At 66.8% G+C, this 13,005-nt stretch carries 12 protein-coding genes; 6 read left to right on the forward strand and 6 right to left on the reverse strand.

The window, feature by feature from the left end:
• Positions 1 to 268: 268 nt before the first annotated feature.
• Together tilS and hpt are read left to right on the forward strand one after the other, a co-directional pair.
• Positions 269 to 1,285 (forward strand): tRNA lysidine(34) synthetase TilS, encoded by a 1,017-nt coding sequence (gene tilS, locus QH195_RS12925; RefSeq protein ID WP_280435564.1) that lies wholly within the window; start codon positions 269 to 271, stop codon positions 1,283 to 1,285.
• Between the two features lie 27 nt (positions 1,286 to 1,312).
• Complete coding sequence (hpt, locus tag QH195_RS12930) at positions 1,313 to 1,876, forward strand: hypoxanthine phosphoribosyltransferase (protein WP_280420690.1); 564 nt, start codon at positions 1,313 to 1,315, stop codon at positions 1,874 to 1,876.
• Positions 1,877 to 2,040: 164 nt separating this feature from the next.
• Here hpt and QH195_RS12935 read toward each other — a convergent pair whose 3' ends face one another.
• The 4 genes from QH195_RS12935 to QH195_RS12950 all read right to left on the reverse strand — a co-directional run bounded on the left by QH195_RS12935 (position 2,041) and on the right by QH195_RS12950 (position 6,193).
• Positions 2,041 to 2,925 (reverse strand): LysR family transcriptional regulator, encoded by an 885-nt coding sequence (locus tag QH195_RS12935; protein WP_280420689.1) that lies wholly within the window; start codon positions 2,923 to 2,925, stop codon positions 2,041 to 2,043.
• A 428-nt stretch (positions 2,926 to 3,353) separates the two neighbouring features.
• On the reverse strand, positions 3,354 to 4,187 hold the full coding sequence (locus tag QH195_RS12940) for an SDR family oxidoreductase (RefSeq protein ID WP_280420688.1): 834 nt from the start codon (positions 4,185 to 4,187) through the stop codon (positions 3,354 to 3,356).
• Entirely contained in the window at positions 4,184 to 5,770 is a 1,587-nt protein-coding gene (locus QH195_RS12945; protein WP_432278457.1) for an aldehyde dehydrogenase family protein, read from the reverse strand. The genes QH195_RS12940 and QH195_RS12945 overlap by 4 nt, the downstream gene beginning before the upstream one ends.
• Positions 5,771 to 5,938: 168 nt before the next feature.
• Entirely contained in the window at positions 5,939 to 6,193 is a 255-nt protein-coding gene (locus tag QH195_RS12950) for a DUF2277 domain-containing protein (protein WP_195055696.1), read from the reverse strand.
• Positions 6,194 to 6,295: 102 nt separating this feature from the next.
• On the opposite strand from QH195_RS12950, the gene QH195_RS12955 reads away from it, so the two are divergent.
• On the forward strand, positions 6,296 to 7,111 hold the full coding sequence (locus QH195_RS12955) for a DUF1266 domain-containing protein (RefSeq protein WP_280420687.1): 816 nt from the start codon (positions 6,296 to 6,298) through the stop codon (positions 7,109 to 7,111).
• 27 nt (positions 7,112 to 7,138) lie between these two features.
• On the opposite strand, the gene QH195_RS12960 is transcribed toward QH195_RS12955, so the two are convergent.
• Positions 7,139 to 7,888 carry an SDR family oxidoreductase gene (locus QH195_RS12960; protein WP_280435553.1) on the reverse strand — a complete coding sequence of 250 codons (750 nt, stop codon included), beginning with the start codon at positions 7,886 to 7,888 and terminating at the stop codon, positions 7,139 to 7,141.
• Between the two features lie 84 nt (positions 7,889 to 7,972).
• Here QH195_RS12960 and QH195_RS12965 point away from each other — a divergent pair, with 84 nt between their 5' ends.
• Positions 7,973 to 8,446 carry an RrF2 family transcriptional regulator gene (locus tag QH195_RS12965; protein ID WP_280420685.1) on the forward strand — a complete coding sequence of 158 codons (474 nt, stop codon included), beginning with the start codon at positions 7,973 to 7,975 and terminating at the stop codon, positions 8,444 to 8,446.
• Between the two features lie 77 nt (positions 8,447 to 8,523).
• Here the strand turns inward: QH195_RS12965 and QH195_RS12970 are convergent, their stop codons facing one another.
• Positions 8,524 to 9,432: a hypothetical protein gene (locus QH195_RS12970; RefSeq protein ID WP_280420684.1), complete on the reverse strand. Its 909-nt coding sequence runs from the start codon at positions 9,430 to 9,432 to the stop codon at positions 8,524 to 8,526.
• A gap of 386 nt (positions 9,433 to 9,818) precedes the next feature.
• On the opposite strand from QH195_RS12970, the gene ftsH reads away from it, so the two are divergent.
• Positions 9,819 to 12,215, forward strand: coding sequence for an ATP-dependent zinc metalloprotease FtsH (gene ftsH, locus QH195_RS12975; protein WP_280435554.1), 2,397 nt, complete (start codon positions 9,819 to 9,821; stop codon positions 12,213 to 12,215).
• A gap of 76 nt (positions 12,216 to 12,291) precedes the next feature.
• Positions 12,292 to 12,963, forward strand: coding sequence for a GTP cyclohydrolase I FolE (gene folE, locus QH195_RS12980; RefSeq protein ID WP_280420682.1), 672 nt, complete (start codon positions 12,292 to 12,294; stop codon positions 12,961 to 12,963).
• Positions 12,964 to 13,005: the final 42 nt, after the last annotated feature.

A 13,005-nucleotide genomic window follows, 5' to 3' on the forward strand; every position in this document is an offset into this window, starting at 1 on the left:
AAATCGCCCTTTCTGGGTGGGGCCCGCCCCTGGTCTGGAGCGACGGAGCGGGGGAGCGAAGCGGAGGAGCGGAGGAGTGAAGACCAGGGGTCACGAGGGCCCCACCCTCGAGCCGCGGAGCGGCTCCGAAATTACAGCCCGCCGCTTCACGGACGGTCTACTTCGAGACCACCTGTCAATAGGCACCCCACCCGCGCCACAGACGCCGACAACCCAGCGGAGGAGTGGAGGAGTGAAGAACGAGTCTACGGGCCAGCCAGATTCCGCGATGTTGGAGACGGCGCCGTGCCACAGGGCCCTGACACGGTCGACTGCGCTACCCGAGACACCCGCGGTGCTGGCCCTGCGGCATGCCGTCCGGGACTGGCTGGCGCGGTTCCGGCCCGCAGAATCGACCGTGGCTGTCGCCCTGTCGGGTGGGGCCGATTCGCTGGCCCTGACGGCCGCGGCGGTCGCCGAGGCGGCCGCGGTGGATGCGCTGGTCGTGGACCATCGGTTGCAGGCCGGATCGGACGAGGTCGCGGCGACGGCGGCGGCCACCGCGCGAGCGCTGGGCTGCCGGTCGGCGCGGGTCCTGCCGGTCGAGGTGAACGGTCCCGGTGGCATGGAGGCGGCCGCACGCTCCGCCCGCTACGGCGCGCTGGAACACGCGCGCGGCGAACTGCCGGTGCTGCTCGGTCATACGCTCGACGATCAAGCCGAAACCGTGCTGCTCGGACTCGGCCGCGGTTCCGGGGCACGCTCGATCCAGGGGATGGCGCCCTTCGACAGTCCCTGGGGCCGGCCGCTGCTGGACGTCCGGCGCGGGACCACCCGTCAGTTCTGCGCGGACCTCGGCCTGTCGCCCTATGAGGATCCACACAATCTGTCCCCGGAGTTCACCCGCGTCCGCCTGCGCACGGAAGTCCTGCCGCTGCTGGAGGATGTGCTCGGCGGTAGCGCGGCGGTCGCGCTGGCCCGGACCGCTGAACTGTTGCGCGAGGACAACAGCGCACTCGACGGATTCGCTGCCGAACTGCTGGTCCGGGCGGAATCCGCGGGTCCGGGCCTGTCCTGCGCGGTACTCGCCGACGCCGCCGCGGCGGTGCGGCGCCGGACCGTGCGGGCCTGGCTGCTGACCTGCGGGGTGCGAGTGGTGACGGGAGCGCATCTGCGGGCGGTGGACGATCTTGTGGTGAACTGGCACGGGCAGGGCGGGGTCGCGGTGAGTGGTGGCGAGCGGGGGACCAGGTTGGTCGTCGTCCGTGAGCATGGCAGGCTGACACTTGCCCGCGCGACCGGGTGAGCCGAAACCGAAGGGAAACCAGCTGACGTGTACGGGGACGATATCGCTTCGGTCCTGATCACCGAGGAACAAATCGAGGCCAAGGTCAGCGAGCTGGCCGAACTGATCTCCAAGCGGTACCCGGCCGATGCCCCGGAGGGGGATCTGCTGCTGGTGGGGGTACTCAAAGGCGCGATCTTCTTCATGACCGACCTTGCCAAGGCACTGCCCATCCCGACGCAGCTGGAGTTCATGGCCGTTTCGTCCTACGGTTCGTCGACCTCGTCCTCCGGCGTCGTGCGCATCATGAAGGACCTGGACAAGGACATCGCCGGCCGCAATGTGCTGATCGTCGAGGACATCATCGATTCGGGTCTGACGTTGTCCTGGTTGATGCGCAACCTCTCCACCCGCAATCCGGCCTCGCTCGAGGTGGTGACCCTGCTGCGTAAACCCGATGCGTTGCGCACCCAGGTCGAGGTGGCGAATGTGGGCTTCGACATCCCGAACGAATTCGTTGTGGGCTACGGCCTGGACTACGCCGAGCGCTACCGTGACCTGCCCTATATCGGCACCCTGCATCCGCGGGTCTACGGCGGCGAAGCCGAGTGAACACCTGACTACGGGCGGGGCGCATCCAATGGTAGGAACACACCACCGGTGCGCCCCGCAGAACAGGTCGGGCCAGGAGCGAGCCCGCCGACCGAACGTGTCCGACGGCGGCGCCTGAGGGGCCGAACCCCGCGGCGCCGCAGGCGCCGCAAAACAAACACAGATCAGGCGGGGATGGCGGGCGGTTCCGCGAAACCTCCGGCGACGGCCCGCTGGCCGAATTCCAGAATGGTCGGCCGGGTGTCGTCGGCCCGCCAGGCCACCGCGAGCTCGCACGGTGCGATCCCGGTGAGGGGCCGTGCGGTGAGGCCGGGCCAGCGGTACATCGGTACGTTGTTCTCGGCCAGCATGCAAAGACCCAGCCCCAGTCCGACGGCTTCCAGCCGGTCTTCCGGGGTGGCTGCTTCCGCACCGATCTTCGCGGCGCGGCCGCTGCGGGCATCGTTACCGAGCCAGAAATCGCGGACCGCGCCGGCTTCGGCGGGTAGCGCGATGAACGGTTCGTCGATCAGATCGGCGAAGTCGATCATCTCTTGACCGGCTCGTGGATGGTTCTCCGGGAGCAGGACCCAGCGCCGCTCGGTGCGCAGTACCTGCCAGCGGTAACGGTTGGGGTCGGGCAGCGGGAGCCAGACCAGCGCCAGATCGGCCTGGCGGCCGGACAGACCGCTGGACGGATCGGTCCAGGAGGCCTGGTGCAGCGCGAGCCGGTGGCCGCTGGCGCTTTCCAGATCGCTGAGCAGGCCGCGGCCCAGGTTCGATTGCAGGCCGACGCGCAGTACTTCGCCCGCTTCCTGCAACGACCCGTTGGTGGTCTCCCAGAGTTCCAGGATCTTGCGGGCGCCGCCCAGCAGTTCCTTACCCGCAACCGTGAGTGCGACGCTGCGCTGGTTGCGATCGAACAGGACCACATCGAGCTGACGTTCCAGCTGCCGGATCTGACGCGACAGGGTCGGTTGAGCGATGTGCAGCCGCTGAGCGGCGTTGGTGAAGTGCAGTTCCTCGGCGACGGCGACGAAATACCGCAGATCGCGCAAATGCGGGTCCATAGCACCTTGCTATCAGAATCGTTGCTGAATTTCCAGCCCTAATTTGTTCGGAAGGTCCGCATAGTGGCCTCGAAACAGTCGGCAGGTTTGTTAGTGACAGCTTATTCGGTGTCACGGTGATGTGCATCATCGGTTTCGCGCCGCACGGTCTGTGTGGCGGTCGCGGGCGATACGACGTAAAACGCTGGGGCGTTTCCGGTGGTAGAGGTCTTCATGGAATATGCGGTGCCCACCTCGGGTGATGAAGTCGCGGGACTGTGTGGTGCCGACCGCGGAAACGGATTTCGCGCGGCCTCTACCTGACTATGCACGTCAAGTGATATTGATCACAATAGTGTTTCGATGCGCGTTGGATGGCGCGGACGACAGCGCCGCGGCCCGTCACCCGGCGGACCGCGCCGCGTCCCGGCCGATCGGAGATCGGCGTCTCAGTCGTTGCGAATACGTTCCTCGTAGGCCTTGCGTTGCTCGGTGTCCACATCGTCGAGGAAGGTCTGCGCCGACCCCATCGAGCGACCCAGCGCGTCGCCCACCGACTGCGGCAGCAGGTTCACGAAAACCGACATGGCGCCCGCGGCTCGCGTAACCCGCGCCTTCGCCCTGGGTTTGGTGATGAGCCGGACCACCGCGGCGGCGATATCCTCCGGTTCGGCGGCGGGCAGGCCTTTGGGCGCGGCGACGCCGGACCCGAGTTCGGTCCTGGTCAGCGTCGGCAGTACGGAGGAGAATTCGACACCGGTACCGCGGTACTCCTCGCGCAAGGTATCGGTGAAACCCAATACCGCATGCTTGGAGGCGTTATAGGTGGCCAGGCCCGGGATATGGGTCTCGCCGGCCAGCGAGGCGATATTGATGATGTGCCCGCGCCGGCGCCCGAGCATCCGGGCCAACGCGATCTTCGACCCGAGGATCACGCCGTAGACGTTGATGTCCAGGATCCGGCGGGTGATCTGATCGGACTCGTCGACCAGCCGCCCGGTGGGCATGATCCCCGCATTGTTGATCAGAACGTCGATCGGACCGAGCTCGCGTTCCACATCGTCGAGGAAGGTCTCGAACGACACCTGATCGGTGACATCGAGCCGGCCGTAGTGGTCGAAATCGTAGTCGGTACCCGATTCCTTGACCGTTTTCTCGTCGATATCGCCGATCGCGATCTTCGCGCCCAGTTTCGCCAGCGCCACGGCGGTGGCCAGGCCGATCCCGCGTGCGCCGCCCGTGATCACGACAACCTTGCCGCGGATGGAATCACTCCTGGTCATTTGTCCCCCTTGAGGCGGAGCAGGGCGGGAAGGTCGATCCGGCGCATACCGCGCGCACCGGCCGCGCGCATGGCGCCCAGTCCGATCAGGATCTTGTTCAGGTCGTAGGGCATCCAGGTCAGTTCGCGTTCCTGTGTCGGCAGCAGCGGCGTGGTGATCGCCTTGGCCTTGCAGTATTTGCGCACCCCCTGGGCGCCGCCCCAGCGGGCGCCGACACCGGAATCTCCCCAGCCGCCCATCGGCAGTGCGAAGTTGAACAGATTCGCGAAAATATCGTTGATGTTGACTGCGCCGGCGTTCAACGCACGTGCGACCCGTTCACCCCGGGCCTTGTCACCGGTCCACACCGAGGCGGACAGACCGTAGACCGAATCGTTGGCCAGCCGGATGGCCTCGGCCTCGTCGGCCACCTTCATCACCGGCAGGGTCGGCCCGAAGGTCTCCTCGGTGATGCAGGACATGCTGTGGTCGACATCGACCAGGACCGTCGGTTCGAAGAACGTGCCCTCGCCGGTCCGTTTACCGCCGGTCAGGATTCTCGCGCCCGCGGCGACTGCTTCCTCGACATGGCGGGACACGATAGCCACCTGGCTTTCGTTCGCCATCGCGCCGACATCATTGCGCGGGATGCGATCGTCGCGACCCTGGCGCAGGGATTTGACGTTCGCAGTCAGTTTGACGACGAATTCGTCGTAGACCGGCGCCTCGACGTAGACCCGTTCCACCGATATGCAGACCTGGCCGGAATTGAACATGCCGCCGAACGCGATACCGTGCGCGGCGCGATCGAGATCGGCGTCGGCGAGCACGATCGCCGGATCCTTACCGCCCAGCTCCAGGCTGTAGGGAATCATGCGGGCGGCGCAGGCGGCGGCGATCCGGCGGCCGGTGGCGCTGGAGCCGGTGAACTGGATGTAGTCGGCGTTGTCCACCACCGCCGCGCCGGTCGCGCCCGCTCCGGTGACGACGGAGAACACCGGGGGTGCGCCGACCTCGGACCAGCCACGGGCAAGTTCGAGGGCCGACAGCGGGGTGACCTCGGACGGTTTCAAGATCACTGCGGCCCCGGCCGCCAGCGCCGGGATCACATCGAGGATCGGCATGGCCAGCGGGAAATTCCACGGCGTGATCACCCCGACGACCGGATACGGTTCGAATACCGTGGTCAGCCGTTTCACCCGGGCGAGCGGGCTGTGCGGGGAAGGATGCTCATCGGCCAGGAATTTGGGTGCGCGTCGCGCGTAGTAGCCGATCAGATCGCTGCCGAAGATCGGATCGATGAGGGCGTCCACCCGGGGCTTGCCGGTTTCGGATTGGAGCACATCGGCGAGCGACTCGGTGTTGTCGATAATCCAGTCCTGCAGCTTCAACAGCCACTCTTTGCGCCCGTTCGCGCCGATGGCAGCCCATTCGCGCTGGTGCTCGCGTAGTTCGGCGATCCGCGCGGCGACCTGCTCGGCCGGAGTGTCGGGAACGCTGCCGACTGTTTCGCCGGTCGCGGGGTTGAGGACCCGGATATCCGCGTCCGGGGGCCGGCTCGTCGCGGGCTCGGTATCGGGTCGTTCCGATTCGGTATTGGTCACTGCTGTTCTCCCACTGCGTCGTGCTGAACCGCTGGTGGCCGATCACAGTAGATCAGCGCACGGCACCGATCGTGACACAATTCATCGGTAACTGCCTCAGCATCTCACAGATGTGGGCAGCATGTCCGGGGTCACCGCGCCCGGTCGCGGCGTCCCGATAGTGAGTGGTTACAGATTTTCCCGAGCCAGCCGGCGCAGTGGCGGTTCGGTGGCGGGTGGGACTCGCCGGTCGGGTAACTCCGTCAACAGGGCGGTGGTCGCCTCGGCCACCGCGGCCACTGCCTTGTCCACCGCGGGTTTCGTCGCCGAACTCAGCCCGGACAGGCCACCGACCTTGCGCACATACTGCAGTGCGGCGGCGTAGATCTCCTCCTCGGTGGCGGCGGGTTCCAGACCTCGCAAGACGGTGATATTTCTACACATGAATGCACATTAGCGCCGGAACCAGCGCCATGACAGGACAAGCCGGAAATGTGAAAACACATTGACCGGACCGGCGTCGGACGAGCGTCCTACACTCACGGTATGGCTGCTGCCGGATTGCCCACGCCGACCCCCTTCCCCTATCCGGAGCTCGACAAGCGCGAGGAAGACCATTGGTCCGGCGCGCAGATCGACGATGACCGCCTGCGGGCATTGTCGCTGGGCGCCTTCTACTCGGCGCGCTGGGACGCTTTCCACGACGCGCTGCTGCTCGGCCCCGAACGCGACCATCCGCTGGGTGACCGGCGCGAACTGGCCATCGACACCCTCACCGGAGCCTGGGGAATCACCGACGGTACCGAGGCCCGGGCCTCGATGGAGCAACTCCTCGAAGGTATGCACGCTCCGCTCTACGCCCTGGTCCACCCGCTGGTGACCGCATCGCTGAACGCCAGCGAACGGGACCGCTTCGGTGAGCGCGCCGACCGGCACCGTGCTTTCCTCCGGCAGGTCGCCTCGTTCCGCGGTATCGACAATTCCGAGGCCCTGGTCCGCGACTACGACATCTGGTCCCAAGCGATCAAAATCGGATTCACCGATCACCTGTCCCGGCCCTTGCCCGCCGATATCCACGCCTGGGATCTGGCGCGGGTGGTCGCGGTTGCCCGGATGGCCTATACGGCCGGCTATATCGAAGCGGATGTCGCCTGGGATTATCTCGCCCGCGCGCTCCCGCTGGCCCAGCGCAAATACCGCAACTGGCGCCAGTTCGGCGACGCCTATCTCACCGGCTGGACCTACTGGCAGGCCTGTGAAGACCTGGCCGAGCTCAAGGACGGCGGGGTGGACCGCCGCCTCGAATTGCTACGACTATGGCTACGCCCTACCAGCCCTTGGCGTCGTATAGACCTGGTGTAGTCCGGTAGTACGCCGGGCTCCGGGCCTTCAGGCCTGATCGGCCAGCCATTCCTCGAAGGTGGTCGGGGCGAGGCGCGCGTTTTCGCCCGGCAACAGTACGTTCCCGGCCATCTCGGGACCGAAGATCGAGGCCCACGTCGGTACGAGGTCGACGGCGTGCCCGCGGGCGTGGTTGGTGCGCCGGGCCATATCGACGAGGTCCTGGGTTCCGGGTCCGGCGATCTCGATGTACCGGCCCTGTGGTGCGCCCGCCGCCGTCTCGGCCAATATGCCGGCCACATCGCCGGGGGCGATCGGCTGTACGAGCAGCGGGGCGATGGTGGCGACACCGTCCTGTTCGGTCCACCCGCTCACCATGGCTGCGAAATCGTGGAACTGCGTGGCGCGGACGATCGTCCACGGCACCCGGCCCTCGGTGACCAGTCGTTCTTGTTCGCGTTTCCCGGCATAGTGCGCGTTGCCCGCCACCCGGTCCACCCCGACGATCGAGAGCAGTACGTGGTGGCCCACTCCGGCGCGTTCCTCGGCGGCGAGCAGATTCTGCGTCGCGGTGCCGAACCAGGCGACGGCTTCATCCCGGTCGGTGGCCGTGCAGTTGGTCGTATCTATGACGGCGTTCACGCCGGTCAACGCGGCATCGAGCCCTTCGCCGCGCAACAGGTCCACCCCGAGTGCGCGGCTGATCGGCACGACCTCGTGGCCGGCTTCCCGCAGTGCGGCCACGGTCAGTGACCCGATGTTTCCGGTGGCTCCCGCAACGGCGAATCGTGAGGTCATGGAGTGTCCCTTCCTGGGCATGAGTGTTTCGCCAAGATATCTCGGACTAAATAGATCCGCAATGTCTTGGATAGAATCGCCGATATGAAACTGCCGGTGAGTACGGAATGGCTGCTGCACTGCGCGACCTCGCTGGCACAGCTCGAAACGGGAGTGACTGCCTCGGCCGCCCAGCTTGCGCAATACTTCGATCTGCCGGCGCCCTACCTGGCCAAACAGCTACAGAGCTTGGTCAGGGCCGGCCTGCTGAACGCGACAACCGGCCCGCGCGGGGGCTTCCGCCTGGCCCGGCCCGCGTCGGAGATCACGCTGCTGCAGATCGTGGAAGCGATCGACGGTGGCGCGTCGCCTTATGAATGCCGGGAGATCCGGCAGCAGGGCCGGGGTGCCCTGCCGGCAGAGCAGTGCCGCGAACCCTGTCTCCTGGCGGTGAAGATGGCCGAGGCGCACGAGGCATGGCGGAGTAGCTTGGCCGCGACTTCGCTCGCCGAATTGGTGGGCGAACTACCGGAGTGGGCTCCCGAACGCACCCGCCGTCGTCTCACGGGCGCGCCCTGACCGCGCCGACCTGCCCGGCCCGTCGAGAAGGATGTCCAGGGGACTCGACCCCTGCCCTTCTCGCCGGGCCGAGCCGGTCAGATGCCCGGCAGGGAACGCAGGATGCCGCGGCCGTAGCGCTGGAACTGGGTGTCGTCGACCATTCCCAGCGAGTGCCGTTCGACCAGCAGTTCCCATTCGGAGTACAGCTGCGCGACGCTCGGATCGGCCGGTCCCGCCGAACCGTCCAGAGCGACCAACCGGACGGCGAAATTGATGGCGTAGGTCATCCGCTCGGTATCGGCCCGATCCAGCCCGGTGAAGCACGTCGTCGTGTTGCCGTCGCGCACCTCGATGACGGGACGACGGTCCGCATCACGCAGGCCGCCTGCCATCGAACCGGGTTCCTCCGTGGCCCGCGCCATCATGATCATCGGGATCGGCAGATCGTGGGCGTAGGGCTCGTCCGTGCTCAGCGACGCCAGGAGCAGGCGTTTCGTGGTGACCGTGAGCAGGCATGGGTCGTCGCCGCCGACCGGTGGGTGGGCGATGACATACGCGGTCTCGAGCACGTACTCGTCACCGTCGACGAGGCTGTGCAGATCGTGCAGGGCTGCTTCGCCGCGCCCGGTGACCGACATCCGCCCCACGGCCCGGTCGACGTCCGCGCGGACGGGGCCCCGCTCCGTGACCTCGGGGGCCGGCGGATTCAGTGCCGGGGCGGAGATATCGATGCGCTGCGCGGCCAGGATCTGGTCGTTGATCCGCGAGACGATCCCGGCGGCGGCGGGTACATCGTGCTCGGCGATCAGCACCGGCAGCGGTGTCCGGTCGGCGGGCACTCCGACCAGTACCGGGGTCGGATAACGCAGGTAGATCTCGATGACCACCGCATCGTCGGCGCGCCGGCTGAGCCGCACCTCCAGCAGGTCGGTGACCGCCACATCGAGCACGCGCTCGCCATCGGTCTCGGTATCTCCGTCGGCTTCGGGGCGAAGGACTACCAAACGTCCTGCACCGTGCCGAACTATTGCTGTGGGTGTCCGTAACTCGACTATGTCCATACCCCCTGCGCTCGGGTCGTACGTCGATCATCATCGGTCGGGCGTGCCATGATTGTGATCACTACGAGATATCACAGACCACGACGCCGGGAACCACCGTGGTTTTCCGGCCGTTTACCTGTTGAACTGCATCACCAGCCGAACTCCTTGCTTGCGATAAGTCAGGAAGCGCGATGTATCGAGTAGACCGTACGCGGTAACGTGGCATGTCCGCATCCGAATCCGCCCACCGGGCGGTGCGCGGATGTGGGTTGCGCCGCTCGAGACCGACGCATCGCTAGGCAAAACGCGGAGACGCCTGAAAGGACTGGCCGCCCGGCCGACGCTCTATGAACCGCAAGACAGTGTTTCGCACCCTGGCGATAATCGCGGGCATTCTGCTCGTGATCTATCTGTTCAGTTACTTCGGCAACGACACCCGCGGCTGGCAGAGCGTCGATACGTCGGTGGCCCTCAACCAGCTGAACGACAAGGCGAACGTCACCCACGTTCAGATCGATGATCGCGAACAACAGTTGCGGATCGAGCTGAAGAACGGGAACGAGGCCACCGAGGGCCAGAACAAGATCATCGCCAAATATCCCGGCGGTAGTGACACCTCCTCGCAGGTATTCCAGGCCGTGCAGAATTCCGGCGCGCCGTACAACACGGTCGTCAAACAGGAGAGCTGGCTCACCCAGATCCTGCTGTTCGTGCTGCCGATGGTGATCCTGCTCGGCCTGTTCATCTTCGTGATGTCGCGGATGCAGGGCGGTGGCCGCGGCGGCATGATGGGCTTCGGTAAATCCAAAGCGAAACAGCTGTCGAAGGATATGCCCAAGACCACTTTCGCCGATGTCGCCGGCGCCGACGAAGCGGTCGAGGAGCTCTACGAGATCAAGGACTTCCTGCAGAATCCGGTGCGCTACCAGGCGCTGGGCGCCAAGATCCCGAAGGGCGTACTGCTCTACGGTCCGCCCGGGACGGGTAAGACCCTGCTCGCGCGGGCCGTCGCCGGCGAAGCCGGGGTGCCCTTCTTCACCATCTCCGGCTCGGATTTCGTGGAGATGTTCGTCGGTGTCGGCGCTTCCCGCGTGCGCGACCTGTTCGAGCAGGCCAAACAGAACAGCCCCTGCATCATCTTCGTCGACGAGATCGACGCGGTCGGCCGCCAGCGCGGCGCCGGACTCGGTGGCGGGCACGACGAACGTGAGCAGACCCTCAACCAACTGCTGGTCGAGATGGACGGTTTCGGCGACCGCACCGGAATCATCCTGATCGCCGCCACCAACCGTCCCGATATCCTGGACCCCGCACTGCTGCGCCCGGGCCGATTCGACCGGCAGATCCCGGTCAGCAACCCCGACCTGGCCGGCCGCCGGGCGATCCTGCGGGTGCATTCCCAAGGCAAGCCGATCGCGCCGGAAGCCGATCTCGACGGCCTGGCCAAGCGCACCGTCGGTATGTCCGGTGCCGATCTCGCGAACGTCATCAACGAAGCCGCGCTGCTCACCGCCCGCGAGAACGGCGCCACGATCACCGGCGACGCGCTCGAGGAATCGGTCGACCGGGTGATCGGCGGACCGCGCCGCAAGAGCCGGATCATCAGCGAACACGAGAAGAAGATCACCGCCTACCACGAAGGCGGTCACGCCCTGGCGGCGTGGGCTATGCCCGATATCGAGCCGGTCTACAAGGTGACGATTCTGGCCCGCGGCCGGACCGGTGGTCACGCGATGACCGTGCCGGAGGACGACAAGGGCCTGATGACCCGGTCCGAGATGATCGCCCGGCTGGTCATGGCCATGGGTGGTCGCGCGGCCGAGGAACTGGTGTTCCACGAGCCCACCACGGGTGCGTCCTCCGATATCGACCAGGCAACCAAGATCTCGCGGGCGATGGTCACCGAATACGGTATGAGCGCGCGCCTCGGCGCCGTCCGCTACGGCCAGGAGCAGGGCGACCCGTTCCTCGGCCGGTCCATGGGCACCGCCTCGGACTATTCGCACGAGGTCGCGGGCGCGATCGACGAGGAGGTCCGCAATCTCATCGAGGCCGCGCATACCGAGGCCTGGTCGATCCTCAGCGAATACCGCGATGTGCTCGACGAGTTGGCCACCGCCCTCCTGGAGCGCGAAACCCTGCACCGCAAGGATCTGGAAGTCATCCTGAGCGCGGTGCAGAAGCGACCGCGCATCACCGCGTTCAACGACTTCGGTGATCGGGTGCCGTCGGACAAACCGCCGGTGAAGACACCGGGCGAACTCGCGGCCGAACGCGGTGAGCCCTGGCCGCCGGAACCGAAGGTGCCCGCGGGTATCGCCCCCGGGGATTCCGCGGGCACGGGTGGCCTGCCGCAGCCCGCGGGCTACCCGGGTGCACCCGTCGCACAGCCCGGATATGGGCAGCCGCCGACCGGTTACCCCGCTCCGCAGCAGCCCGCACCCGTCTATCCGCGTGGTGCCACGCAGGGGTCGCGTCCGGATTACGGTGCTCCCGCCGGCTGGTCGGCCCCGGGCTGGCCGCCGCGGGAACAGCCGCAGTCGCCGCCGGCCGACCGCGGCTACGGCGGCCCGGCGCCCGACCAACCGCGCCCTGCGCATCCGGACCCGAACTCCGGCGCACACCGCGGCGAAGGCTCCACGCCGCCGTACGACCGCGGCCAGGGCGATCCCGGTTACGGTTCCGGCGAGGAGTCCGGCCGTGGCGGTACGCACTCCTGGGACAGCCCGAACGGTCGGCAGTAGACAGGCGCCGATTACGCTCGGACGGGATCGGCGCCCGGTCATTACTGCCGCGCCCGGATTGTGGAGGTGTCCTCGAATGTCGGCCAATCAGCAGACCAACGGCCATACGACCGGTATCCCCGCCGAACTGGGCGAGACCGGCGGTCCGGTGCCGGAGCTGATCGCCCGGCATACCGGAAAGCAGTTCGATCAGCAGCGTGCCGAGGCCGCGGTCCGGGAGTTGCTGCTCGCGGTGGGCGAAAACCCCGACCGGCCGGGGCTGGTGGATACGCCCGCGCGGGTCGCGCGGGCCTACCGGGAAATGTTCGCCGGGTTGTACGTGGAACCCGACGCAGTGCTGAACACCACCTTCGACGAAGAGCATCAAGAGCTGGTGCTGGTTCGCGATATCCCGATGTATTCGACCTGTGAGCACCATCTGGTGTCGTTCCACGGTGTCGCGCACGTCGGATATATCCCGGGACCGCACGGCCGGGTGACGGGATTGTCGAAACTGGCCCGGCTGGTCGATCTGTACGCCAAGCGCCCCCAGGTGCAGGAACGGCTGACCAGTCAGATCGCCGACGCGGTGATGCGCAAACTGGATCCGCGCGGCGCGATCGTGGTGGTGGAGGCCGAACATCTGTGCATGGCCATGCGCGGGATCCGTAAACCCGGGGCCAGCACCACGACCTCCGCGGTCCGCGGACTGTTGCAGACCAATTCGGCCTCGCGCTCCGAGGCCCTCGACTTGATTCTGCGCAAGTGAGCGATCAGCGTTCTGCCGCCGCCCCCACCCTGACCGGTGTGG

This window comes from Nocardia carnea, assembly GCF_029868855.1.
In the GTDB taxonomy this organism is placed as follows: Bacteria; Actinomycetota; Actinomycetes; order Mycobacteriales; family Mycobacteriaceae; genus Nocardia; species Nocardia carnea_A.

Bases quoted from the DNA above. Each gene is read 5' to 3' on its own strand.
- ftsH (WP_280435554.1), top strand. From the start codon at position 9,819: ATGAACCGCAAGACAGTGTTTCGCACCCTGGCGATAATCGCGGGCATT.
- QH195_RS12955 (WP_280420687.1), top strand. From the start codon at position 6,296: ATGGCTGCTGCCGGATTGCCCACGCCGACCCCCTTCCCCTATCCGGAG.
- tilS (WP_280435564.1), top strand. From the start codon at position 269: ATGTTGGAGACGGCGCCGTGCCACAGGGCCCTGACACGGTCGACTGCG.
- QH195_RS12935 (WP_280420689.1), bottom strand. From the start codon at position 2,925: ATGGACCCGCATTTGCGCGATCTGCGGTATTTCGTCGCCGTCGCCGAG.
- QH195_RS12950 (WP_195055696.1), bottom strand. From the start codon at position 6,193: ATGTGTAGAAATATCACCGTCTTGCGAGGTCTGGAACCCGCCGCCACC.
- QH195_RS12940 (WP_280420688.1), bottom strand. From the start codon at position 4,187: ATGACCAGGAGTGATTCCATCCGCGGCAAGGTTGTCGTGATCACGGGC.
- QH195_RS12965 (WP_280420685.1), top strand. From the start codon at position 7,973: ATGAAACTGCCGGTGAGTACGGAATGGCTGCTGCACTGCGCGACCTCG.
- folE (WP_280420682.1), top strand. From the start codon at position 12,292: ATGTCGGCCAATCAGCAGACCAACGGCCATACGACCGGTATCCCCGCC.
- QH195_RS12960 (WP_280435553.1), bottom strand. From the start codon at position 7,888: ATGACCTCACGATTCGCCGTTGCGGGAGCCACCGGAAACATCGGGTCA.